The 22906-nt window shown below is 63.1% G+C and carries 20 protein-coding genes and 1 pseudogene; 8 read left to right on the plus strand and 13 right to left on the minus strand.

Annotation, left to right across the window (positions count from 1 at the left end; genetic code table 11):
• Positions 1–108: 108 nt before the first annotated feature.
• The 6 genes from ACF8MI_RS09210 to ACF8MI_RS09235 are packed head-to-tail and all read left to right on the plus strand — an operon-like array spanning position 109 to position 6166.
• Positions 109–3024 (plus strand): monovalent cation/H+ antiporter subunit A, encoded by a 2916-nt coding sequence (locus ACF8MI_RS09210; RefSeq protein ID WP_104835194.1) that lies wholly within the window; start codon positions 109–111, stop codon positions 3022–3024.
• Positions 3024–3368 carry a Na+/H+ antiporter subunit C gene (locus tag ACF8MI_RS09215; RefSeq protein ID WP_003250128.1) on the plus strand — a complete coding sequence of 115 codons (345 nt, stop codon included), beginning with the start codon at positions 3024–3026 and terminating at the stop codon, positions 3366–3368. The genes ACF8MI_RS09210 and ACF8MI_RS09215 overlap by 1 nt, the downstream gene beginning before the upstream one ends.
• Positions 3365–5044, plus strand: a complete 1680-nt coding sequence (locus ACF8MI_RS09220) for a monovalent cation/H+ antiporter subunit D (RefSeq protein WP_104835196.1) — start codon at positions 3365–3367, stop codon at positions 5042–5044. Before ACF8MI_RS09215 ends, ACF8MI_RS09220 begins: the two co-directional genes overlap by 4 nt.
• Positions 5041–5529: a Na+/H+ antiporter subunit E gene (locus tag ACF8MI_RS09225; protein ID WP_060500536.1), complete on the plus strand. Its 489-nt coding sequence runs from the start codon at positions 5041–5043 to the stop codon at positions 5527–5529. Before ACF8MI_RS09220 ends, ACF8MI_RS09225 begins: the two co-directional genes overlap by 4 nt.
• Positions 5526–5804, plus strand: a complete 279-nt coding sequence (locus ACF8MI_RS09230) for a K+/H+ antiporter subunit F (protein ID WP_003250109.1) — start codon at positions 5526–5528, stop codon at positions 5802–5804. The genes ACF8MI_RS09225 and ACF8MI_RS09230 overlap by 4 nt, the downstream gene beginning before the upstream one ends.
• Positions 5801–6166: a Na+/H+ antiporter subunit G gene (locus ACF8MI_RS09235; protein ID WP_060500534.1), complete on the plus strand. Its 366-nt coding sequence runs from the start codon at positions 5801–5803 to the stop codon at positions 6164–6166. Before ACF8MI_RS09230 ends, ACF8MI_RS09235 begins: the two co-directional genes overlap by 4 nt.
• A 10-nt stretch (positions 6167–6176) precedes the next feature.
• On the opposite strand, the gene ACF8MI_RS09240 is transcribed toward ACF8MI_RS09235, so the two are convergent.
• The 13 genes and pseudogenes from ACF8MI_RS09240 to ACF8MI_RS09300 all read right to left on the minus strand — a co-directional run bounded on the left by ACF8MI_RS09240 (position 6177) and on the right by ACF8MI_RS09300 (position 20805).
• Positions 6177–6389 (minus strand): hypothetical protein, encoded by a 213-nt coding sequence (locus ACF8MI_RS09240; protein WP_060500529.1) that lies wholly within the window; start codon positions 6387–6389, stop codon positions 6177–6179.
• The gene (locus ACF8MI_RS09245) at positions 6386–6856 is read right to left on the minus strand and encodes a hypothetical protein (protein WP_060500527.1); all 471 of its coding nucleotides are present in this window, start codon (positions 6854–6856) and stop codon (positions 6386–6388) included. Before ACF8MI_RS09245 ends, ACF8MI_RS09240 begins: the two co-directional genes overlap by 4 nt.
• A 345-nt stretch (positions 6857–7201) precedes the next feature.
• Complete coding sequence (locus ACF8MI_RS09250; RefSeq protein WP_012271507.1) at positions 7202–7396, minus strand: hypothetical protein; 195 nt, start codon at positions 7394–7396, stop codon at positions 7202–7204.
• Between the two features lie 178 nt (positions 7397–7574).
• Complete coding sequence (locus ACF8MI_RS09255) at positions 7575–7979, minus strand: TraR/DksA family transcriptional regulator (protein WP_003250099.1); 405 nt, start codon at positions 7977–7979, stop codon at positions 7575–7577.
• 284 nt (positions 7980–8263) lie between these two features.
• Positions 8264–9037, minus strand: a complete 774-nt coding sequence (locus tag ACF8MI_RS09260; protein ID WP_060500526.1) for an enoyl-CoA hydratase — start codon at positions 9035–9037, stop codon at positions 8264–8266.
• A 13-nt stretch (positions 9038–9050) separates the two neighbouring features.
• Positions 9051–10178: an acyl-CoA dehydrogenase gene (locus ACF8MI_RS09265; protein WP_060500525.1), complete on the minus strand. Its 1128-nt coding sequence runs from the start codon at positions 10176–10178 to the stop codon at positions 9051–9053.
• An 8-nt stretch (positions 10179–10186) separates the two neighbouring features.
• Positions 10187–11380 (minus strand): acetyl-CoA C-acyltransferase, encoded by a 1194-nt coding sequence (locus ACF8MI_RS09270; RefSeq protein ID WP_060500524.1) that lies wholly within the window; start codon positions 11378–11380, stop codon positions 10187–10189.
• A gap of 11 nt (positions 11381–11391) precedes the next feature.
• The gene (locus ACF8MI_RS09275) at positions 11392–12159 is read right to left on the minus strand and encodes an SDR family NAD(P)-dependent oxidoreductase (protein WP_060500522.1); all 768 of its coding nucleotides are present in this window, start codon (positions 12157–12159) and stop codon (positions 11392–11394) included.
• Between the two features lie 13 nt (positions 12160–12172).
• Positions 12173–13819: an acyl-CoA synthetase gene (locus ACF8MI_RS09280; RefSeq protein ID WP_060500519.1), complete on the minus strand. Its 1647-nt coding sequence runs from the start codon at positions 13817–13819 to the stop codon at positions 12173–12175.
• A gap of 122 nt (positions 13820–13941) precedes the next feature.
• Positions 13942–18388 (minus strand): annotated as a pseudogene (locus ACF8MI_RS09285) (NEL-type E3 ubiquitin ligase domain-containing protein).
• 83 nt (positions 18389–18471) lie between these two features.
• On the minus strand, positions 18472–18801 hold the full coding sequence (locus ACF8MI_RS09290; RefSeq protein ID WP_125474438.1) for a hypothetical protein: 330 nt from the start codon (positions 18799–18801) through the stop codon (positions 18472–18474).
• A 60-nt stretch (positions 18802–18861) separates the two neighbouring features.
• Positions 18862–19884, minus strand: a complete 1023-nt coding sequence (locus ACF8MI_RS09295) for an AraC family transcriptional regulator (RefSeq protein ID WP_164524347.1) — start codon at positions 19882–19884, stop codon at positions 18862–18864.
• A 57-nt stretch (positions 19885–19941) separates the two neighbouring features.
• On the minus strand, positions 19942–20805 hold the full coding sequence (locus ACF8MI_RS09300) for a LysR substrate-binding domain-containing protein (RefSeq protein ID WP_060500512.1): 864 nt from the start codon (positions 20803–20805) through the stop codon (positions 19942–19944).
• A gap of 112 nt (positions 20806–20917) precedes the next feature.
• Between ACF8MI_RS09300 and ACF8MI_RS09305 the strand changes: the two genes are divergently transcribed.
• Positions 20918–22024 carry a 2-aminoethylphosphonate--pyruvate transaminase gene (locus ACF8MI_RS09305; RefSeq protein WP_060500510.1) on the plus strand — a complete coding sequence of 369 codons (1107 nt, stop codon included), beginning with the start codon at positions 20918–20920 and terminating at the stop codon, positions 22022–22024.
• 34 nt (positions 22025–22058) lie between these two features.
• Positions 22059–22886 carry a phosphonoacetaldehyde hydrolase gene (phnX, locus tag ACF8MI_RS09310; RefSeq protein ID WP_200929238.1) on the plus strand — a complete coding sequence of 276 codons (828 nt, stop codon included), beginning with the start codon at positions 22059–22061 and terminating at the stop codon, positions 22884–22886.
• The last annotated feature ends 20 nt before the right edge of the window (positions 22887–22906 follow it).

A 22906-nucleotide genomic window follows, 5' to 3' on the forward strand; every position in this document is an offset into this window, starting at 1 on the left:
AAAAACAGCTTGTCACAGCCTGTTTGTAGGATTCTGCGACAGCTTGCGTGTTGGTGATCACCCCCTTGGCACGTATGATCTTTGCAAACTTCTCCAGAATAGGCCGCTATGTCATTGATAGTGCTATTGCTTCTGCCGTTCGTGGGCAGTTGCCTGGCAGCCGTGCTGCCGCACAACGCACGTAACGCCGAGTCCATTCTTGCCGGGCTCGTAGCCCTGGTCGGTACCGTCCAGGTAGCACTGCTGTACCCCCAGGTTGCCCATGGCGGTGTGATTCGCGAAGAGTTCCTGTGGCTGCCCAGCCTGGGGCTCAACCTGGTACTGCGCATGGACGGCTTCGCCTGGCTGTTCTCGCTGCTGGTACTGGGCATCGGCACGCTGGTGTCGCTGTACGCGCGCTACTACATGTCACCGCAAGACCCGGTACCGCGCTTCTTCGCCTTCTTCCTGGCCTTCATGGGCGCCATGCTTGGCCTGGTGATCTCCGGCAACCTGATTCAGCTGGTGTTCTTCTGGGAGCTCACCAGCCTGTTCTCCTTCCTGCTGATTGGCTACTGGCACCACCGCGCCGACGCCCGTCGTGGTGCCTACATGGCGCTGATGGTGACCGGTGCAGGCGGCTTGTGCCTGCTGGTCGGGGCCCTGCTGCTCGGCCATGTGGTCGGCAGCTACGACCTGGACAAGGTCCTGGCTGCCGGCGATACCATCCGCCAGCATGCGCTGTACCCGGTGCTGCTGCCCCTGATTCTCATCGGCGCCCTGAGCAAGAGCGCACAGTTCCCCTTCCAGTTCTGGCTGCCCCACGCCATGGCAGCGCCCACGCCGGTATCGGCCTATTTGCACTCTGCCACCATGGTCAAGGCCGGGGTTTTCCTGCTGGCGCGGCTGTGGCCGGTGCTTTCCGGCAGCGAAGAATGGTTCTGGATCGTCGGCGGTGCCGGTGCCCTCACCCTGCTGCTCGGCGCGTTCGCCGCCATGTTCCAGAACGACCTCAAGGGCCTGCTGGCCTATTCGACCATCAGCCACCTGGGCCTGATTACCCTGCTGCTGGGCCTGAACAGCCCACTGGCTGCCGTTGCAGCGGTGTTCCACATTCTCAACCATGCCACGTTCAAGGCCTCGCTATTCATGGCCGCCGGCATCATCGACCACGAAAGCGGTACACGCGACATCCGCCGCCTCAGCGGCCTGATCCGCCTGGTGCCCTACACCGCGACCCTGGCCATGGTGGCCAGCGCCTCGATGGCTGGCGTGCCGCTGATGAACGGCTTCCTGTCCAAGGAAATGTTCTTCGCCGAAACCGTATTCATCAGTTCCACCGCGTGGGTCGAAGCCACCCTGCCCGTGATCGCCACCCTGGCTGGCACCTTCAGCGTGGCGTATGCCCTGCGCTTTACCGTCGATGTGTTCTTCGGGCCGACCGCCCAGGACCTGCCCCACACCCCGCACGAGCCGCCACGCTGGATGCGTGCGCCGGTCGAACTGCTGGTGCTCACCTGCCTGGTGGTGGGGATCTTCCCTGCCCAGTCGGTCGGCCCACTGCTGGCCGCTGCGGCGCTACCGGTGGTAGGCGGCACCCTGCCGGAGTACAGCCTGGCGATCTGGCATGGCTGGAACGCACCGCTGATCATGAGCCTGGTAGCCATGAGCGGCGGTATCGTGCTGTACCTGTTGCTGCGCAAGCAGCTGCGCCTGGGCCGCTTCCCCTACCCGCCGGTGATCGAGCGCTTCAACGGCAAGCGCCTGTTCGAGCACGGGCAGGTTCACCTGATGGTGCTGGCGCGTCGCGTCGAGCGCCTGTTCACCTCTCGCCGCCTGCAATCGCAGCTGTTCATGCTGGTGGTCGCCGCCTTTCTCGCAGGCCTCACGCCCATGCTCTACAGCGGGCTGAGCTGGGGCGACCGGCCGAAAATTCCGGGCTCGGGCGTGTTCGTCGCACTGTGGCTGATCGCCATTGCCTGCGCCATCGGCGCCGCCTACCAGGCCAAGTACCACCGCCTGGCGGCACTGATCATGGTCAGTGTCTGCGGCCTGATGACCTGCATCACCTTTGTCTGGTTCTCCGCGCCTGACCTGGCCCTGACCCAGCTGGTGGTGGAAGTGGTCACGACTGTGCTGATCCTGCTGGGCCTGCGCTGGCTGCCACGGCGTATCGAAGGCGTATCGCCACTGCCGGGTAGCCTGGAGCGCGCGCGCATGCGCCGCCTGCGCGACCTGCTGCTGGCCGTGCTGGTGGGTGGCGGCATGGCCGTGCTGTCCTACGCCATGCTGACCCGGCCAACGCCCAACGACATCTCGTCGTTCTACCTAAGCCGTGCGCTGCCCCAAGGCGGCGGCACCAACGTGGTCAACGTGATGCTGGTGGACTTCCGCGGCTTCGACACCCTCGGTGAAATCACCGTGCTGGTGGCCGTGGCGCTGACCGTGTTCGCCCTGCTGCGCCGCTTCCGCCCACCCAAAGAGAGCATGCAACTGCCGGCGCAGCAGCGCCAGCTGGCACCCGACGTGGTCACCGACCTGATCAACCCACGGCATGCCACCGACACCGCCCTGGGCTTCATGATGGTGCCTGCCGTGCTGGTGCGCCTGCTGCTGCCCGTCGCGCTACTGGTCTCGATGTACCTGTTCATGCGGGGTCACAACCAGCCGGGCGGCGGCTTTGTCGCCGGCCTGGTAATGTCGGTGGCGTTCATCCTGCAGTACATGGTGGCCGGTACCCAGTGGGTCGAAGCGCAGATGAGCCTGCGCCCGCTGCGCTGGATGGGCACCGGACTGCTGTGCGCGACCCTGACCGGGGTCGGCGCCATACTGCTGGGTTATCCGTTCCTCACTACCCATACTGCCCACCTGCACCTGCCACTGCTGGGTGATGTGCATGTGGCCAGCGCGCTGTTCTTCGATGTCGGCGTATACACCGTGGTGGTCGGCTCGACCTTGCTGATCCTCACGGCCCTGGCGCACCAGTCGGTGCGCGCTTACCGCCCGGGCAACCCGGCGAAAACCAGCCAAGCAGGAGCCGCCTGATGGAAGAAGTGATTGCAGTCGCCATCGGCGTGCTCGCCGCCTCGGGGGTGTGGCTGATCCTGCGCCCCCGTACCTACCAGGTCATCATGGGCCTGTGCCTGCTGTCGTACGGGGTCAACCTGTTCATTTTCAGCATGGGCAGCCTCTTCATCGGCAAAGAGCCAATCATCAAGGACGGCGTCACACAGGACCTGCTGCACTACACCGACCCGCTGCCGCAGGCGCTGGTGCTTACCGCCATCGTCATCAGCTTTGCCATGACCGCGCTGTTTCTGGTGGTGTTGCTGGCCTCACGCGGCCTGACCGGTACCGACCACGTGGATGGCCGGGAGCGTGACGAATGAATGGAATGAGTCAACTGATCGTTGCACCTATCCTGCTGCCGCTGGTCACTGCCGCAGTCATGTTGTTGCTGGGTGAAAAGCACCGGCAGATCAAGGCCCGCCTAAACCTGCTGTCAACCTTCGCCGGCCTGGCAATCGCCGTCAGCCTGCTGCTGTGGGTGCGCACCCAGGGGCATGCAGCGTCGATCGGCGTTTACCTGCCGGGCAACTGGCCGGCACCGTTCGGCATCGTGCTTGTCGTGGACCACTTGTCGGCCCTGCTGCTGACCCTGACCGGGGTTATCGGCTTCAGTGCGCTACTGTTCGCCCGCGCCCGGTGGGACGGTGCCGGGGCAAGCTTCCATGCGCTGTTCCAGATCCAGCTGATGGGCCTCTACGGCGCCTTCCTCACGGCCGACCTGTTCAACCTGTTCGTGTTCTTCGAGGTGCTGCTGGCCGCGTCCTATGGCCTGCTGCTGCATGGCTCGGGCCGCGCCCGGGTGCGGGCCGGCCTGCACTACATCGCCATCAACCTGTTCGCCTCGTCGCTGTTCCTGATCGGCGCCGCCATGCTGTATGGCGTGACTGGCACCCTGAACATGGCCGACCTGGCCCTGAAGATTCCCCTGGTACCAGAGGCCGACCGTGGCCTGCTGCACGCCGGTGCGGCGATCCTGGCGATGGCGTTCCTGGTCAAGGCCGGTATCTGGCCGCTGAACTTCTGGCTGGTGCCCGCCTACGCTTCGGCCAGCGCACCCGTGGCTGCGCTGTTCGCCATCATGACCAAGGTCGGCCTGTATGCCGTGCTGCGCCTGTGGACATTGTTGTTCTCCGGGCAGGCCGGGGCCTCGGCGCATTTCGGCGGCGAATGGCTGGTATACGGCGGCCTGGCCACCCTGGCGGTGGCTGCGGTATCGATCCTGGCTGCACAGCGCCTGGAGCGCATGGCGGCCCTCAGTATCCTGGTCTCGGCTGGCACCCTGCTCGGCGCGGTTGGCTTTGCCCAGGCGCCGCTGACCGGCGCGGCGTTGTTCTATCTGGTCAACTCCACCCTGGCCCTGTGCGCGCTGTTCCTGCTCGCCGAACTGGTCGAACGCTCACGCTCGGCCAATGAGGCGCCCCTGGACGAAGAAGAAGACATGATGCCGCCCCCGCTGGAGTCGCTGCACCCGCCCAAGGGTATCAACCTCGACGACGAGCAAAAGGCGGTGATCGGCCAGATCATCCCGTGGACCATGGCCTTCCTGGGCCTGAGCTTCATCGCCTGCGCGCTGCTCATCATCGGTATGCCGCCACTGTCGGGCTTTGTCGGCAAGCTCAACCTGATCAGCGCGCTGTTCAACCCGCAGGGCCTGGGTGTGCCGGCCGAACAGCCGTTGAGCCCGGCAGGCTGGGGCCTGGTGGCACTGCTGATTCTGTCCGGCATGGCGTCGCTGATCGCCTTTGGCCGCGTGGGCATACAGCGCTTCTGGAAGCCCGAAGAGCGCCCGTCACCCGTGCTGCGCCGCTATGAGTGCCTGCCCATCGTCATCCTGCTCGGCCTGTGCATGGTCCTCAGCCTCAAGGCCGAGCCTTTGCTGCGCTACACCCAGGACACCGCCGCCAGCCTGCAGGCACCGGACGCCTACATCGAAGCCGTGATGGCCGCCCGGCCGATTCCTGGCCCCACCTCGCTCGACGTACAGGTGCAGCCATGAGCCGACTGTTCCCCGCCCCGCTGCTATCGGTTTCGCTGTTCGGCCTCTGGCTGTTGCTGAACCTCTCGGTCAGCCCCGGCAACCTGCTGCTGGGTGCCGCACTGGGTGTGCTGGCACCGCTGCTGATGGCACCGCTGCGTCCGCAGCATGCCCACGTACGTCGGCCGCTGGTCATTGCCCGGCTGATCGGCCGGGTCGGCATTGATGTGATCGTCTCCAACCTGCTGGTGGCTCGCGGCGTACTGCGTGCCGGCAAGCAGCCGCCACGCTCGGCGTTCGTGCACATACCGCTGGCATTGCGCGACCCGCACGGCCTGGCGGCACTTTCGATGATCACCACGGTGGTGCCCGGCACCGTCTGGTCCGAGCTGGCGCTGGACCGCAGTGTCTTGCTGCTGCATGTGTTCAACCTGGACGATGAAGCGGCCTTCATCGAGCACTTCAAGGACACCTACGAACGCCCGCTGATGGAGATCTTCCAATGACAGGCCTGCTCGCCAATGCTGTCCTCGCCAGCCTGTTCATCTTCGCCCTGGCCATGGGCCTGGCGCTGATCCGGCTGTTCCGTGGCCCGTCCGCCCAGGACCGGGTGCTGGCGCTGGACTACCTGTATATCCTGGCCATGCTGACCATGCTGGTGCTGGGGATCCGTTACGCCAGTGACACCTACTTCGAAGGTGCCCTGCTGATTGCGCTGTTCGGCTTCGTCGGCTCGTTTGCCTTGGCCAAGTTCCTGCTGCGCGGAGAGGTGATCGAATGACCGAAACCTTGGTACTGCCCTTCTGGCTGGAGGTGGTCACTGCCGTGCTACTGCTGACCGGCAGCCTGTTCGCCCTGGTGGGTGCCATAGGCCTGGTACGCCTGAAAGACTACTTCCAGCGGATGCACCCACCGGCACTGGCCTCGACCATTGGCGCCTGGTGCGTGGCGCTGGCCTCGATCATCTACTTTTCCTGGCTCAAGGACGCGCCTGTGCTGCACGCCTGGCTGATTCCGATCCTGCTGTCGATCACCGTGCCGGTCACCACGCTCTTGCTGGCACGGGCGGCGCTGTTCCGTAAGCGCATGTCAAAAGAGCCAGTGCCCGAAGAGGTCAGCAGCGGTCGCGACTGCGGTAACTGAAGGTTGCGTCTCACGTTTGGCTGAGGCGCTGCAGCTCCCGCCGGACCATGGCGACATAAGGCGGTGGGCCGAGCCGGTAGAGCTCACCCGCCACCCAGCTCAACCAGGTGCTTTGCAGTTCCTCGCGCCTGGCCAGCAAACGTTCGGCCTCGGCCACGGCATCCGCCTGATGCTGCCGATGAAATTCAGCCCGCGAGGCAGGTGCACCGTCAGCGCCGGTCACTCACTGGCCTTGAAGGTGGTCAGTTCACCCTTGCGCCATTTGGCAACCTTGCCGGTCACCGCCTTGAGCAACTTGCCCAGGCCTTCCTGCACTTGCTGCTGTGCGGCGAACACCAGCATCACGCCCTGGCCCTCACGAAACACGATGCCCTCGCCTTCCGGCACCGAAACGAAGGCGTAATCGCCCACGCCATACACATTCAACTTGATTTCGCGAAAGCGCATTTCCAGCTTGCCACCCTCACGGCTGGGCAATACAGCAGCGCGGAAGTGGTCGCCTACTTTTAGCTCCAGACGTTGCTTGTCATCGACCACCAGTGCACTTTCGGTGTCGATTTCGGCCATGTAAAGGCCTTCTGGATTCTGTTCGGTGACATAGATGAAGCGGCCCTGGAACAGTTGGGCCAATTTACCGCGCAAGTCGCCCAGGGCGAACAATGCATGGGTATCAAGAGTGCTGACTGCCAATGAAGTAATCCTCAACCGGTTACAACCCGCCCTCACCCAAGCTCGGGGAGGCACGGCCATTTCTTATCGATAGGCGAAAAGAGTAATAAAGCGATATACGAAATGTCTGTGCCCGCTGGCGATGCAGCGTGCAGGAATCTTTACTCTGGTTTGCCAGATTCGCCCTCAACCGAAGGCGTTTGGCTCATTCCCGGCGTGGGAAGCGTGATGCCTGAGATCACTCGCCAGAAAGCGCAACCAAGGAAGCGGGCCTGCGAGAACACAAGGCTTGCCATCCCGATGCGCATTACTGTAGGACAAATATGCCCGAAAACACCGAAACCCGTCGAGAGGCAATAAACATTTTCAGGCAGCCAGCCCTTTCTTCAGTTGTTGCTGCCAGGCGGCCTGACATTCCAACGCCTCTTCACGGGTGGCAAATGCAGTACCACGGCGTTCGCCATTGACCAGCACCACCCAGCAGATGCGTTTGCCCAGCGCTTGCAGGGTGGCCGGCACCCCCGAACCAATCATCACGGCTACATCGACTCGGCTATTCATCATTCCCTCCGGAACTTAATTAGCAACCTAACGATATAGCCATGATACGCCTGCTCGTGGCGAGGAAACAGCGCATGCCGGTACAGCAGTGTTACGCACGGGGCAACAAAAACGGCGCCAACGAGAAACGCAAAAAGCCCCAGGGATTGCTCCGTGGGGCTTGGCACCGCGCGCGGGGTTATACCTGGCGCTGGTGGCGGTCGAGCTGCTCGTGGCGCTCCTGGGCTTCGATGCAATACTTGGTGGTCGGGCTGATCAGCAGTCGCTTCAGGCCAATCGGCTCACCGCTGTCATCGCACCAGCCGAAGCTTTCGTCGGCAATACGGTCCAGGGCCATTTCCAGCTGTGGCAGCAGGCGCTGGTCGCGGTCGATGGCATTGACCAGCCAGCTACGCTCTTCTTCGACCGAAGCCACGTCGGCAGGGTCCGACGGTGTGTCCAGGCCTTCGATGGTGGTGCGGCTGAGCTCGATGCGCTCATGGGTTTCGACTTTCATCGCCTGCAGCAGCTCAGTGAAGAAGGCTAGCTGGTCGGCGTTCATGTAGTCATCGGCCGACATGGCCAGCAACTGTTCCTTGGTCATCGATTTCTCTATGAAAAAATGTGCATTTGGGCGATTCATGTGCCGCCGACGCCTTGGCCTCGGCAGCGGAATTCTTCAAGCGCCAACCGGCACTCTTTTACAGGGGGCGGCAGTCTAAGGCGCCACGTCGCGTGGAGCAACTGCAAATGGGGCTGAATTTGCCTCAGGTGCTTACAATCCGCTGGTCGGTGCCAGGGAGGTAGCGTTGGGAAAGGCCGTGCTGGCCTGGCGCCGGGCTTCTCCAGGCATGCACCTGGAGGCCCGGCTAAAATCCCCTGCCAGTATTAACGGTCCTTGAACTGCGCCTCGCGCTTGGCGATGAACGCGGCCATGCCTTCTTTCTGGTCTTCAGTGGAGAACGCCGCATGGAACACTCGACGCTCAAAGCGCACACCCTCGCTAAGGGTAACTTCGAACGCCCGGTTGACGCTTTCCTTGACCATCATGCTCACCGGGATCGATTTGCTGGCAATGGTCGCTGCCACCTTCAGCGCCTCTTCCACCAGCTCAGCCTGCGGCACAATCCGCGCCACCAGGCCAGCACGCTCGGCCTCTTCGGCACCCATCAGGCGGCCAGTCAGGCACAGTTCCATGGCCTTGGCCTTGCCCACCGCACGGGTCAGGCGTTGGGTACCGCCCATGCCCGGCAACACGCCGAGGTTGATTTCCGGCTGGCCGAACCTGGCGTTGTCGGCGGCCAGGATAAAATCACACATCATCGCCAGCTCGCAGCCACCGCCCAGGGCAAAGCCAGACACCGCAGCAATGATCGGCTTGCGGCGGTTGGCAATGCGGTCGGCATCGCTGAACAGGTCGTCAACGTAGATCTGCGGGTATTGCAGCCCGGCCATTTCCTTGATGTCGGCGCCAGCGGCAAAGGCCTTGGCCGAACCTGTCAGCACCACGCAGCCGATATTCGGGTCACGCTCCAGCTGGTCCAGGGCCTGGTTGATTTCACCGACAATCTGCGCGTTCAGCGCATTGAGCGCCTGCGGGCGGTTGAGGGTGATCAGGCCGACCTTGCCGTGGATGTCCAACAGGATGGTTTCGAATGCCATGCAGTCTGCTCCTTCAAAGATTGCGCGCAATAACCATGCGCTGAATGTCGCTGGTGCCTTCGTAGATCTGGCAAACCCGAACGTCTCGGTAAATCCGCTCCAGCGGGAAGTCACTCAGATAGCCATAACCGCCCAGGGTCTGCAAGGCATCCGAACAGACCTTTTCGGCCATTTCCGAGGCAAACAGCTTGGCCATCGACGCTTCCACCAGCGCTGGGCGCCCGGCATCACGCAGTGCGGCAGCGTGCAGCACCATCTGCCTGGCTACGGCAATTTTCGTGGCCATGTCGGCCAGGCGGAACGCCACGGCCTGATGCTCGATCAGCGCCTTGCCGAAGCTTTGCCGTTCGTTGGCATAGTCGCGGGCCACTTCGAATGCGGCGCGGGCCATACCCACAGCCTGCGAAGCAATACCGATGCGACCACCCTCAAGGTTGGCCAGGGCGATCTTGTAGCCTTCGCCCTCCGCGCCCAGGCGGTTGGCCACGGGCACACGCACATTGTCGAAAACGATCTGGCACGTGTCGGAGGCATGCTGGCCGAGTTTGTCCTCGACCCGTGCCACCTGGTAGCCCGGCGAATCGGTCGGCACGATGAAGGCGCTAATGCCACGCTTGCCGGCGTCCGGGTCGGTCACGGCAAACACGATCACTACCCCGGCGTTTTGCCCAGAGGTGATGAACTGCTTGCTGCCGTTGAGCACGTAGTGGTCGCCATCAAGCTTTGCACGGGCTTTCAGGCTGCTGGCATCAGAGCCTGCCTGCGGTTCGGTCAGGGCGAAGGCACCGAGCATCGCGCCCGTGGCCAGGGGGGTGAGAAACTGCTCTTTTTGCTGCTCGCTGCCAAAACGCAGAATCGGCACGCAACCTACCGAATTGTGCACGCTCATGATGGTCGAGCAGGCGCCATCACCGGCAGCGATCTCTTCCAGGGCCATGGCATAGGCCACATAACCGGTATCGCTGCCACCCCACTGCTCCGGCACCAGCATGCCGAACAGGCCAAGCTCGGCCATCTCGTCGATGGCCTCTTTCGGAAAGCGGTGTTCCTTGTCCCATTGTTCGGCAAACGGTTTCAGGCGCTCCTGGGCGAAAGCGCGCACGGCGTCGGCGATCTGTTGTTGCTCGTCAGTTACCAGCATGGTTCACCTCAGTACAGGCATTCGACAGCCATGGCCGTCGCTTCGCCGCCGCCAATGCAGATGGCCGCTACACCCCGACGCAGGTTGTTCTGGCGCAGGGCTGACAGCAGGGTGACCAGAATGCGCGCGCCAGAAGCACCGATCGGGTGACCCAGGGCGCAGGCGCCGCCGTGAATGTTGACCTTGTCGTGGGGCAGGTCGAGGTGCTTCATGGCCGCCAGGGTGACCACCGCGAAGGCCTCGTTGATTTCGAACAGGTCGACCTCGGCCAGGTTCCAGCCGGTGCGTTTCATCAGTTTGTCGATGGCCCCGATCGGCGCGGTCGGGAACAGCGCCGGGGTGTCGGCGAATGCGGCGTGGCCATGGATCACCGCCAGCGGCTTGAGGCCACGTTTCTCGGCTTCGGAGCGGCGCATCAGCACCAGCGCGGCAGCACCATCGGAAATCGAGCTGGCGTTGGCTGCCGTCACCGTGCCGCCTTCGCGGAAGGCAGGCTTGAGCTGCGGGATCTTGTCCAGGCGCGCCTTGGGCGGCTGCTCGTCATCCTTGATGACGCGTTTTTCCTTACCCTCGGTGACTTCCACCGGCACGATCTCGGCGGCAAAGCGGCCGCTCTTGATCGCGTCCTGGGCACGGGTCAGCGAGGCGATGGCGAACCGGTCCTGGGCTTCGCGGCTGAAGGCATTGGCTTGGGCGCAGTCCTCGGCGAAGGTGCCCATCAGGCGGCCTTTGTCGTAGGCATCTTCCAGGCCGTCCATGAACATGTGGTCGATGATCTTGCCGTGGCCCATGCGGTATCCGCCACGGGCTTTGTCCAGCAGATAGGGGGCGTTGGTCATGCTCTCCATGCCACCCGCTACCACCACGTCTGCGGTACCGGCCAGCAGCAAGTCATGGGCCATGATCGCGGCTTGCATGCCCGAGCCACACATCTTGTTCAGGGTGGTGCAGGTGGTGTGCTTGTCCAGCCCGGCGCCCAGCGCCGCCTGACGCGCCGGTGCCTGGCCCTGGCCGGCAGGCAGCACGCAGCCGAACAGCACCTGCTCGACGCTGGCAGCGTCGATGCCGGCGCGCTCCACGGCGCCGCGAATGGCCGCACTGCCCAGTTGTGGCGCGGTCAGGCTTTTAAGGTCGCCCTGCAGGCCGCCCATGGGCGTGCGCACGGCGCTGACGATTACGATTGGGTCATTGGCGAGGGTCATGTTCGCTCTCCTTACTTGGCTGCCATGCGCAGTGCGCCGTCGAGGCGGATCACCTCGCCGTTGAGCATGCTGTTCTCGATGATGTGACGGGCCAGTGCAGCGTATTCCTGTGGGCGGCCCAGGCGTGGCGGGAATGGCACACCGGCCGCCAGCGAAGCACGCACCTCTTCGGTCATGCCGGCCATCATCGGTGTTTCGAAAATGCCCGGGGCAATGGTCATCACGCGGATGCCAAAGCGCGCCAGTTCACGGGCGGCCGGCAAGGTCAGGCTGGCGATGGCGCCCTTGGATGCCGCGTAGGCAGCCTGGCCAATCTGCCCGTCATAGGCGGCAATCGACGCCGTGTTGATGATCACGCCACGCTCCCCACCCTCATCGGCAGACCCTTCGGCCATGGCCGCCGCAGCCAGTCGCAGCAGGTTGAAACTGCCGACCAGGTTGACGTTGATGACCTTGGCGAAGCTGGCCAGGCCATGAGGCCCCTGCTTGCCCAGCACCTTCTGCGCACCGACGATGCCAGCGCAGTTAACCAGCCCATGCAGGCTGCCAAAGCTGCTGACAGCCGCATCGACAGCCGCTTGGGCCGCCTGCTCATCACTGATGTCAGCCACGGCGAAACGGGCGTTGTCACCCAGCTCCCGGGCCTTGGCCTCGACAGCCTGGGCATTGAGGTCGACCAGCATGACCTTGGCGCCGGCCTCGACCAGCATCTGCGCAGTCGCGGCACCCAGCCCGGAGGCGGCGCCGCTGACGATGAAGTGTTTGTTGGCTATCTGCATGATCGGTTTCCTTTCAGGCGCTGGCAGGGGTGGCCTGTTGCGCGTTTTGTTTGGCGACTTCCTGGTTACGCAGGATGAAGCGTTGCAGCTTGCCGCTCGGGGTTTTGGGCAGCTCGCTGACGAATTCGATTTCTCGGGGGTAGGCATGCGCGTACAGCCGCTGGCGTACGTGCTGACGCAAGGTTTCTTCCAGCTCGGCACTGCCGTTGTAGCCACTGGCCAATACCACGAACGCTTTGATCAGCTCGGTACGCTCCGGGTCGGGCTTGCCGATCACCGCCGCCTCGATCACCGCCGGGTGCTCGATCAGCGCGCTTTCCACATCGAACGGGCCAACCCGGTAACCGGAGGTGGTGATCACATCATCGCTGCGGCCAACGAAGCTGATGCTGCCGTCCTGGTTCAGCTCGACGGTGTCACCGCTGAGGTAGTACTTGCCAATGAAGGACTTGGTCGGCAACCCGTGGTAGCCACCGAACCAGCACAACGGCGATTGCTCACGGTCGACAGCAAGGATGCCCGGCTGGCCGGCCGGCAGTTCGTTACCCTGCTCGTCCACCACCACAATGCGGTGGCCAGGGATGGCAAAGCCGGCCGAGCCCAGGTGCACCGGGTGCTTCAAACCATGGTGGTTGCACAGCACCATGCCCAACTCGGTCTGGCCGTAGTGATCGTGAATGGTCACGCCCAGTTCGTCGGAGAACCAGCGGATCACCTCCGGGTTAAGCGGTTCGCCAGCACTGCTGACCACCCGCAGGCGGCCCTTGATCGGCGCCGAGAATTCATTGCCCGCCGCAATCAGCAAACGGTAAGCGGTGGGAGAGCCGGCCAGGTTGGTGATGCCCAGCTTGTCGATCACCCGGGCACAGCTTTCAACACTGAACGGGCCATCGTAGAAGGTGGTGGCGTGCCCCAGTGACAACGGGCCGGTAACGGCGTAGTACAGGCCATACGCCCAACCCGGGTCGGCCAGGTTCCAGAAGTTGTCCTCTGGACGCAGTTCGATGGCATCGCGCATGTAGCCCTGGAACGCGACAATCGCCCGCAGTGGCACTTCCAATGGTTTCGCCGGGCCGGTGGTTCCGGAGGTGAACATCAGCAGGAACGGATCGTTGCCCGAGCGCATCACCGGCTCGCAGGCATCCGCTGCGCGCTCCAGGCATTGCTGGAAGTCCAGCTCACCGCTGCGGGCCCTGACGGTGATGATGGTCGGACAGGCCTGCACATCGTCCAGCTTGGCGCGGTTCTGGCTGTCGGTGACGACCACTCGGGCATGGGATTGCTCAAGCCGGTGCTCGATAGCCTTGGGGCCGAACGCCGTGAACAAGGGCTGGTAAACCGCCCCCAGGCGCCAAGTGGCGAGAATGGTGACCAGCAGTTCGGGCGTGCGCGGCATCAACCCGGCCACCCGGTCTCCGGCCCCCACCCCCTGCGCCTTGAGCACATTTGCAAAGCGGGCTGCCTGCGCCTTGAGCTGATCGAAGCTGTAGCGCGCGCTGTTGCCATCGCGGTCTTCGTAAATCAGCGCCAGCTTGCCGTTTCCGGCATGCCGATCACAACATTCGACACAGGCATTGAGGGCTTCGAGGTTGCCATGCAATGCCGCCGTAACAGCATTGGCATGGTCGAACGCACGGGCGGCCTCGGCGTAATCGCGCATCGTCAGACTCCTGGCTTCTTGTTTTTGGAGTTAAACCATCGGTCCAACGATGTTCGCGCCGCTCAAGCGCGGCGGCAATGGCCAAAGTTGTCAATCTGGATGACCGGTTTGGCCGCCACTCGTTACCCTTGCCCGCGCTCGGCTGCACGCAGGTAGGACTGGGTGAGCGCCACGACCAGGCGCTCGATATCGACGCCCTGTTGCTCTCGTAGTCGCGTTTGCTGCTGCTCAAGGGCCGTCGCCGACAAGGCAGGCCGCTGAGCCTGCAGCCGAAGCAGGCGCTGCGAATAGTCTGCACGGATGGCATCAAACATGCGGCCATGCTGCTGGCGCAGGTAACGGTTCCAGAACGCGCGCTGACTCAGGCTATCGGCCAAATTCTCGAGGGTCTGCGCGTGGTTAACCCGCCGAAATGCATCCTCTATCCGGGCCTGTGCAAGCGTGACAGCGTCGGGATAGCGCATGGCGTACGGCTGACCAGGCAGCTGCAAACGGCTGCGAAGGCGGATCCTGTAGGCAAGTCCCAATGCCAGTTCATCAACGGGCTCACCGGCGGCCAGACGCTGCCGGTAATCCTGGCGGGCAATTCCTTCCACCTGATCCAGCCGGAACAGTTGCCGGCCCAGTTCCAGCAGCTGGTTGCCGCTTTCAGGATTGACCGCGTTTGCCTCAGCCTGCGCCTGGCTGGCCTGTACCCTCAATTCACTGAACCGGCTGGCGACAGCATCCGAACACGACAGCGGCGCGTCAGCCCGTTCAAATATTCGCCGGCAGAGCACGGGATCGTTGTCCAGCGCGCCCAGCAGCACCCATACTCCGTCAACCAGCGCAACACGTCCGTCGCCAGCGCCCGTGTAGTCAGCCGTCATTTCCAGGCGAGCCAACAACCTGAAGAACCCACTGCTATTCGCTTGCGCCAGCAAACGCTGCCACAGGGCCTCTCGCGTCGCCCGAACCGCCGTATCGTCATGCTCGGCCAAGAGCGTGCGAGTCCGGGCCAGGTCAAATGTCCATGACGGCTCAGGCGAGTGCCGATGCTCCTCAATCACATCGAGCGCGTAAAATCTACGGAGCTGCATGGACGACAAGGGGTTGCGCTCTATCAGAATGGAACGCCGAAACGCATGAGGCATCTGCTGGATTTGCGCCGGCACCTCACGCAATTGGTTGTCGCGCAGGTCAGCACACTCAAGCAGGCCACACAGCTCCAGGCGTCGCGGCCAGGCGCCGAGACGGCAATGGCGCAGGTTCAGGTTTTTCAGTCGGGAGAGTTGATAGAAGCTCATGTCCAGCGCTTCCAGCCGGTTGTAGCTCAGATCAAGAAGCGTAAGGTTTGGCAGCCCATGCAGAATACCGATTGCCTGGGCGTCAAGCCGTAGCTGGTTACGCGCCAATCTGAGCGCTTGAATACCTGGGAGGTACGCAAGCCCCGTCGGCATGCGCATCAAACCGTTGTTGTTGAGATTCAGGTGCGTCAGTGCAGTGAAAGGACGAAGGAAATCGACCGGAATGTCAGTGACCAAGGTGTCGTTCACGCTGAGCAGGGTAATGCGATGGAAGTCGATTTGTGGTGGCAGTGCCGGCAGCGTACGCAAGTGCAAACCGCTCAGCGACAGGCGCTGCTCCTGTGTTTGCGCTTGACCGGTCGAGACAGGCTCGCCCTGCAATCGCCAGGCGCGCAATATGCTGTCGGCCGTCAACCTGCGTGCGGCTTGCCGCCCCTCCCCCAACTCGGCACTGACCCAGCGGTTCAGGTGCTGCATCAGCTGATCATGGTCATCCTGCAGCGCCACGAGGCGCTCCAGCACGGGCTGCGCGCTTTCCTGCAAACGCGCCAGCTCCACGTCAAGCGCGGCCTCATCCAGGCCAGGATAAAGCGATCGCAGCTGGTTACGAGCGATTGCCCGCTCATCGCGGGGCGCAGCTGAAGCGCGGCCACTGAGCGTGTAACCCACGCGCCCGTCCTCCAGGCGGCGCCCCGGATTGAACCAGGCACCTTGCTCCGGCCAACCGAGCATGCGTGCAATACCCCAATGGGTACCGGGTAACCGCTCCAGAAGCAGCGTACGCAGTTGGCCGGCCAAACCACTGCCCGTCAACTGCATCGCCGCGCGCTGTTCAGACGTGAGGGCGGCAACGAGTGCCTCGAAGATACAGCCAGGCTCGCCGGGCGGAGCCGCTTGTTGCTCACCTAACCCGTTGTAGACCTGAAACCTGCCTTCATGGCGAACCAGTACCCTTTCCGCCTCGCTCTGCCCGCCGCTACCGAGGTGCTTGACAGACCGCCCATCCAGCGCGCTGTCACGCAAGTCGATGTCGAGCTGGTCAAGCTCGAAGGAATCCAGCAACGCAAGGGCCAGCTCGCCGGTGACGTCACTATAGGCTGTACTCAGATACAACCCGGCCAGCCCCCGGTTCAACCGCGCCAGGCGCAGGAGCGAACGGGCGTGCTTCGCGCACGACAAAGGCAAGCGCTGCTCGACCCGCGCCATTTCGTGCTCAAGCTCACCTGCCTGGCCGACAAGCTCGTTTATGTAGGCGGCAGGCAGGCCGGGGAAGTCGCGCTTGACCAACAGGCTCAAGGGGCCTTGCACAAGCGGCTGGTCTGTCAGGTGGGCAAACAGTTGCGGGCGCAACTCGGCCTCGTGCGCCAGTAACGGCTCCAGCCCCACCCCAACATCTGGTCGGCCTTCACTCCAGGTCAACAGCTCACTGTCGGATGGCATCAATGCCTTCAGCCGAACGCGCTCGAAAAATGTCTGAATACGCGCATGTGCCTGGAAGGCGCGCAGGGTTTGCCCGAGGTTCACGGGGGCCGCTCGGTTCTCCACCAGCACCGCGCGTAACTCATCTTCATCCATATCAGCGACCCGCAGTATCTGCTCGGCCTGATGCGCATCGACAGCGGGATGCTGTGGCCACAACGCATCCAGCATGCGCGCAGGGTCCTGCCAGCCAAGCGGTTGCTCGCGCATTAGGCGCCAGCCACGCTCACCGTTGTGCAACACGACCGGCCCGTAGCCACCCTCACCCGCGGCATGACGCAAGCGATAGGGGCCGCCAGGGACCGGCTGATGCACTTCGTGATAGCGCCCGTCGATACGAACCCAGCGACGTGCATCCTCACCATACCGTCCCTCTTCCAGCAGACCGATAGAGCCCGGCATGGAGCGATAATTCGCGGGATCGAAATGCCATAGCCGACCGCGCCCATTCCCAATGGCTTACCGGCTCAAGGCGCGCGACAAACGCACTGCGCACAAAACTGACCGCCGCCACTGTCGCAGCCGTGGCCGCCAAGGTCTCGGCCACCCCTAGCAAATGCTCCAGCGCTTCATGTTGGTGCCCGCTCGACCAGTCCCTTATCCCTTCGAACACGTCCGAGCAGGTCTGGGCAACCAACTGACCCAACAACAAGGCGCCCACGACGGGAATGAACAATCCGGCGAGGTTTATCAGGTCCAGACCCGCAGCCTTCCATTGCGCGTGTCTGGCGCTTATGGCCTGGCTATCAGCATCGGCGGTTGGTACCAGCAACAAGCGGGCATCATGCTTGACCCTTTGCACTTGCCGGGTAGCCAGTTCCGTGAAAATCCCCCCGCCCGGTGCCGTGCCTTCAAGCGCCAGGTCCGGTAGTGCATCCTTCAGGCGCTTGCCAAGGGTGCTGACAAACGCGGCGCGGTGCTCAATGCTGATCAGCTGCGTGAAGTACTGCCTATACGATGGCTCCTTCAACAGCGATGCCAGCCTGCTGTTCATGGATGGCGCATCATCGAAAAAACGCAGCGCTTGCCGAGGATCACTCGCCAGGTAAAGGACGATGCCCCGTTCATTCCCTGCCTTGTCACGCAGGCGAATCAGCAACCCATCGGCCACAGGTTGCCCTAGCGCCTTCAGCAGCATGGGGTCGCCCGTCAACCCTTGCTGTCGGTGCGACTTACCGTGGTCCACCACCTCACGCAAGGCGATCTGTACATCGGCGCTTATGTTTCCCTGCAAAGCTGCAATTTCGGTGGCCAGTTTCAACCCCGAACGTTTGTCTGCAGCCAGCATCGCTTGAGTAGCCGGATGAAAGATCCTTTCCAGCTCGTCCTGATATTTCTGGCCAACGTCCAGATCGCGACAAGCCGCAATCAATGCGTCCAGCGATGCATTCAAGGGCTTATCGCTGCCGGGCAGAACCAGCCCGGTACCTATGTAATAGCTTGTATTCGCAGCGAAGTTGCGCATCAGCCGCAGCAACCCGTTTTCACGTGTCTGGCTGTACGCGTACGTCTGCTGCAATGTGCCTGGCAGAGTGCCGAACCGCGGAGCAACCCTCAGCCATTCGAGCTGGGCAAACGCCTGCCCATCAGGCAACGGTGCATCCAGCAGTGCCAGCAGGTGTTTCTCGGCAAACGGCTGGAGCGGCAGTAGCTCGACGGTGAGCCCACGCAGGCGCGCCTGGCTGGCATGATGCGCGTTCAGGCTGGTACGCAAGGCATTGATCTGGCCCTTTGAAGCACGTTTGAGCCACTCAGGTAATCTGGCAGCCATGAATTGATCGTGGCCAGTCGCGTTGGTGGTCATGGTTGGTTCCCCAGCTATTGGACGAAGCCAACCATGTTGCTCAACTGCCTGACCAGGATGCAGAGGGAACGGGTGCGGGCAGCTCAGACGCCTTGGTGCGGCTGCCCCTGCAACGGCAGGTTCAGTTCCTGCTCGGTAAGCTGCAAGGCAAGCGCCTCGAACGCCTGTTCCGTTTCCCGTTTAAGCTGCTCACAGCGGTGCACATACTCACCACTGCCGGGCTTCCTTTTCCTGACCCAGGGTATCCATCCGCGTGTCGAAATCGTCGGAGATACGCGCATACGCCTCGGGATACCTGGCACCCAGGTACGGCGCCCAGAAAAATGTGCCGTCATGCAGGCCCGCAGCAACGCCAGTGGTTTTGGTCCGGCACCCCTCAGCCAGGCGGGCAACTGCTCGGCGATATCATGCATGATTCGACCTGCCACCTTGCCCTTACCGCTTGCCGCACTACAGCCGGAAGCGTTAGTCCCTCAGTGCCCTGCCCCGCGCGCCTGAATCAATGCCCGATAATGCCCAGGGTTGCAGCCAAACCATTTGCGAAACGCCTTGTAGAACGAACTGTTGTCGGCAAACCCCAACTGCTCGGCAAGCTCGCCCATGGCCACGTCTTCCCGGCTTAGCCAGGCGATCGCCAACTCTCTGCGTACACTGTCCTTCAACCCCTGGTAGTTCTGCCCCTCTTCGGCCAGGCGCCGGCGTAGAGTCGAAGGCGACAGGCACAGCTGCCGTGCCAGGCTGTCGGCATCTGGCCAATGTTCAGGGGCCAGGCCCAGCAGGTCGGTACGTATGCGTCGCCCGAGGCTGGCCGGATCACGGTACTTGACCAAGATATTGCCCGGCGCTTCGGCAAGAAATCGCTGCAGTTCCTCCTCGTTGCGCTTCAGCGGCAGGTCAAGGCACGCCGAGGCAACGATCATGCGTGTGCGCGGGCGCTCAAAATGCAGGTTTTCCGAAAACATCACCCGATAGTCGTCACAAAAGGGTGGCTCGGCACAACGCAGGTCAATGCTCAGGATCGGGATACGCCGCCCAGCCAGCCAGCACGCCACCCCATGCACGATCATCCAGAACGTGAAATAGGTGAACGCGCGGCGCGGTTCGTCACGCGGCTCATTGATGACAATCTCGGCCAGACCTTCCTGGCGCACCAGGCTGGGCTGCATGTCCTGAAGCATCAGCGAAAGGAATGCCAGCGCGGTTTCCAGCCCCGCGCCCAAGGTCGGTTGGCCCATGCTGGCACGGCACATGAACGCCAGGCTGCCACTGCGAAGGCCGCGTGGGTCCATGGCGAAGAACTCGTCGTTGCAGCGGCGTGCCAGCAGGCGCCACAACCGGGCATAGGACTCTGCACTGACACGCGCCTCTGGCAATTGCAAGTGTTCAACGGCGATTCCCGCCCGGGCCAGCAAGGCGCTATCGGGCTCACCGGCGGGGCAGGTCTGCAACAGCGCTTCACGCACCAGCTGCATGGAAATAGTGTCTTTTTCGCTCATCGACGGTCCTGTCGGCGGGTTGCCGGCCATCTTAGGCCGCCTTGCTGAAAACAGCCATCACAGCCCCACCGCCAGGCCCAGGAACGCCTGGATCAGGCGCAATTCGCGACGGCGCTCCAGGCAACCGATCAGGTGTTGGTTGACCAGGCCCTCGCCAGACAATGGCCGTGCCACCACCCGCGGATCATTGGCCACTTCTGTAGAAGAAACAACACCAATACCCAGCTCCGAAGCCACCGCCTCGGTCACCGCCTCACGGCTGTCCAGTTCCAGCAGTACACGCGGCTGCACGCCCGCCGTGATGCAGGCTTTGTCGAAGGTGCGCCGCGTGGTGGAGCTGGGCTCGCGCAGCACCATGATCTGCTGGTGCAGTTCGGCCAGGGGCAAATCGCCGTCGCCGTGGGCCCAGCCATGCCCCGCAGGCAACAAGGCACACAGGCGTGATTCGCAGAGGTTCTGCAGGTACAGGCCCTTGCGCGGCTCGATCTCGGTCAGCACCGCCACGTCGGCATGCTCGGACAACAGCGCAGCCAGCGTCTCCTGAGCATTGCCCAGCCGCAAGTTGACAGTGATGCCGGGGTAGCGCTCACGCAGCTGCGCCAGCATGGGCATGACCCGGTGCGGGCCATCGGCCGCCACCTCCAGCCGCCCGGTCAGCAATTGCCGGTTGGCTTCGAGCATGGCCTGTGCTTCTTCGGCGAGGCCGAACATGGCGCGGGTGATGGCCGCCAGCCGGGTGCCCTCTTCGGTCAATTCCACCCGCCGTGCGGTGCGCCGCAGCAAGGTGATCTGGTAGTGCTCCTCCAGCGCCTTGACGTGCCCGGTCACGGCCGGCTGGCTGATGAACAGCCGCTCGGCGGCACGGGTAAAGCTGCCCTCGCGGGCCACGGCATCGAAGGCGCGGAGCTGGAACAGGTTCATTTCTATCGGCCTGACTTATAGCTGAGATAACAACAAACAATTTGATTGATAGCAGCGCGAATTGCAACCTAGGCCCCGTCGTTTCAGCCCACCGCTTGTGAGGAATAACGGAATGAGCAACGCCCCGATTCTGCTGACCCCAGGTCCACTGACCACATCAATCCGCACCCGCCAAGCCATGCTGGTGGACTGGGGCTCCTGGGACCGCGATTTCAACCAACTGACGGCCAGCGTGTGCGAGCAGCTGCTGGCGATCATCGACGGCAGCGCCAGCCACCACTGCGTGCCCCTGCAAGGCAGCGGCACCTTCGCCGTGGAAGCGGCCATCGGCACTCTGGTGCCACGCGATGGCAAGGTTCTGGTGCTGATCAACGGCGCTTACGGCCAGCGTCTGGCAAAAATCTGCAAAGTGCTGGGCCGCACGTACAGCACCTTCGAAACCGCCGAAGACCAGCCAACTACCGCCGCTGATGTCGACCGCCTGCTGGCTGCCGACCCGTCCGTGACCCACGTGGCATTGATTCACTGCGAAACCAGCACAGGCATCCTCAACCCGCTGCCCGAGATCGCCCAGGTCATCAAACGCCACGGCAAACGCCTGATCATCGATGCCATGAGCTCGTTCGGCGCCTTGCCAATCGACGCCCGCCAAATCCCCTTCGAAGCACTCATCGCCGCCTCCGGCAAGTGCCTGGAAGGCGTACCCGGCATGGGCTTCGTCTTCGCCGAAAAAGCAGCCCTGGCCGCCGCCGAAGGCAATGCCCACTCGCTGGCCATGGACCTTCACGACCAGCACGCCTACATGGCCAAGACCGGTCAGTGGCGCTTCACACCGCCCACCCACGTGGTCGCGGCCCTGCATGAAGCACTGCAGCAATACAACGAGGAAGGCGGCCTGCCAGCGCGCCACCAGCGCTACGCCGACAACTGCAAGACCCTGCTCGACGGCATGGCTGCCATCGGCCTGCGCAGCTTCCTGCCGGCCGAGATCCAGGCGCCGATCATTGTCACGTTCCATGCACCCAACGATGCCCGCTACCAGTTCAAAGACTTCTACGAGCGGGTCAAGGCCAAGGGTTTCATCCTTTACCCAGGCAAGCTGACCCAGGTCGAAACCTTCCGTGTCGGTTGCATCGGCGTGGTCGGAGCCGACGGCATGCAAGCCGCCGTGAATGCCGTGGCCCAAGTGCTGCGGGAAATGGAAGTGCTGGACATCTGACCCCTTTGCCCACCCGACTTCAGGAATTAGCCACATGAACTACAACAACCCTACCCAGCTGCAAGCCGCCATCCTCGACTGGGCCGGCACCGTGGTCGACTTCGGCTCCTTCGCGCCGACCCAGATCTTCGTCGAGGCGTTCGCCGAATTCGACGTGCAAGTGACCATCGAGGAAGCCCGAGGCCCGATGGGCATGGGCAAATGGGACCACATCCGCACCCTGTGCGACGTACCGGAAATTGCCGAGCGCTACCGCAAGGTGTTCGGCCGCCCCCCCACCGACGATGATGTCACCGCCATCTACAACCGCTTCATGCCGCTGCAGATCGAGAAAATCGCCGTGCACTCGGCATTGATCCCTGGCGCCCTGGAAACCTTGACCAGCCTGCGCCAGGACGGCCTGAAGATCGGCTCCTGCTCGGGTTACCCGAAAGTGGTGATGGACAAGGTGGTGGAGCTGGCCGCGCAGAATGGCTACGTGGCCGACCATGTGGTAGCCACCGATGAAACCCCGAACGGTCGCCCATGGCCAGCCCAGGCCTTGGCCAATGTGATTGCCCTTGGCATCGACGACGTAGCGGCCTGCGTGAAGGTGGACGACACCGTGCCGGGCATTCTCGAAGGCCGACGCGCCGGCATGTGGACCGTGGCCCTGGTATGCTCGGGCAATGCCCTGGGGCTGACCTGGGAAGGCTACCGGGCACTGAGCGCCGAGAAGCTGGAAAGCGAGCGCACGCGCATCCACGCACTGTTTGCAGGCTCCCGCCCGCACTACCTGATCGACACCATCAACGAGCTGCCCGAAGTGATCGCCGACATCAACCGGCGCCTGGCCAAGGGTGAAATGCCGCAATCTTTCTGATCCGGCCAGTGGGGCTGCTT

It is taken from the genome of Pseudomonas sp. yb_9, from assembly GCF_043103635.1.
Classification (GTDB): domain Bacteria; phylum Pseudomonadota; class Gammaproteobacteria; order Pseudomonadales; family Pseudomonadaceae; genus Aquipseudomonas; species Aquipseudomonas monteilii.

Excerpts from the sequence above, each read along its gene's own strand:
- ACF8MI_RS09300 (WP_060500512.1), bottom strand. The coding sequence starts at position 20,805 with ATGAACCTGTTCCAGCTCCGCGCCTTCGATGCCGTGGCCCGCGAGGGC.
- ACF8MI_RS09210 (WP_104835194.1), top strand. The coding sequence starts at position 109 with ATGTCATTGATAGTGCTATTGCTTCTGCCGTTCGTGGGCAGTTGCCTG.
- ACF8MI_RS09230 (WP_003250109.1), top strand. The coding sequence starts at position 5,526 with ATGACAGGCCTGCTCGCCAATGCTGTCCTCGCCAGCCTGTTCATCTTC.
- ACF8MI_RS09255 (WP_003250099.1), bottom strand. The coding sequence starts at position 7,979 with ATGACCAAGGAACAGTTGCTGGCCATGTCGGCCGATGACTACATGAAC.
- ACF8MI_RS09280 (WP_060500519.1), bottom strand. The coding sequence starts at position 13,819 with ATGCGCGATTACGCCGAGGCCGCCCGTGCGTTCGACCATGCCAATGCT.
- ACF8MI_RS09215 (WP_003250128.1), top strand. The coding sequence starts at position 3,024 with ATGGAAGAAGTGATTGCAGTCGCCATCGGCGTGCTCGCCGCCTCGGGG.
- ACF8MI_RS09235 (WP_060500534.1), top strand. The coding sequence starts at position 5,801 with ATGACCGAAACCTTGGTACTGCCCTTCTGGCTGGAGGTGGTCACTGCC.
- ACF8MI_RS09290 (WP_125474438.1), bottom strand. The coding sequence starts at position 18,801 with ATGCATGATATCGCCGAGCAGTTGCCCGCCTGGCTGAGGGGTGCCGGA.
- ACF8MI_RS09275 (WP_060500522.1), bottom strand. The coding sequence starts at position 12,159 with ATGCAGATAGCCAACAAACACTTCATCGTCAGCGGCGCCGCCTCCGGG.
- ACF8MI_RS09220 (WP_104835196.1), top strand. The coding sequence starts at position 3,365 with ATGAATGGAATGAGTCAACTGATCGTTGCACCTATCCTGCTGCCGCTG.
- ACF8MI_RS09250 (WP_012271507.1), bottom strand. The coding sequence starts at position 7,396 with ATGAATAGCCGAGTCGATGTAGCCGTGATGATTGGTTCGGGGGTGCCG.
- ACF8MI_RS09265 (WP_060500525.1), bottom strand. The coding sequence starts at position 10,178 with ATGCTGGTAACTGACGAGCAACAACAGATCGCCGACGCCGTGCGCGCT.
- phnX (WP_200929238.1), top strand. The coding sequence starts at position 22,059 with ATGAACTACAACAACCCTACCCAGCTGCAAGCCGCCATCCTCGACTGG.
- ACF8MI_RS09270 (WP_060500524.1), bottom strand. The coding sequence starts at position 11,380 with ATGACCCTCGCCAATGACCCAATCGTAATCGTCAGCGCCGTGCGCACG.
- ACF8MI_RS09295 (WP_164524347.1), bottom strand. The coding sequence starts at position 19,884 with ATGAGCGAAAAAGACACTATTTCCATGCAGCTGGTGCGTGAAGCGCTG.
- ACF8MI_RS09260 (WP_060500526.1), bottom strand. The coding sequence starts at position 9,037 with ATGGCATTCGAAACCATCCTGTTGGACATCCACGGCAAGGTCGGCCTG.
- ACF8MI_RS09305 (WP_060500510.1), top strand. The coding sequence starts at position 20,918 with ATGAGCAACGCCCCGATTCTGCTGACCCCAGGTCCACTGACCACATCA.
- ACF8MI_RS09225 (WP_060500536.1), top strand. The coding sequence starts at position 5,041 with ATGAGCCGACTGTTCCCCGCCCCGCTGCTATCGGTTTCGCTGTTCGGC.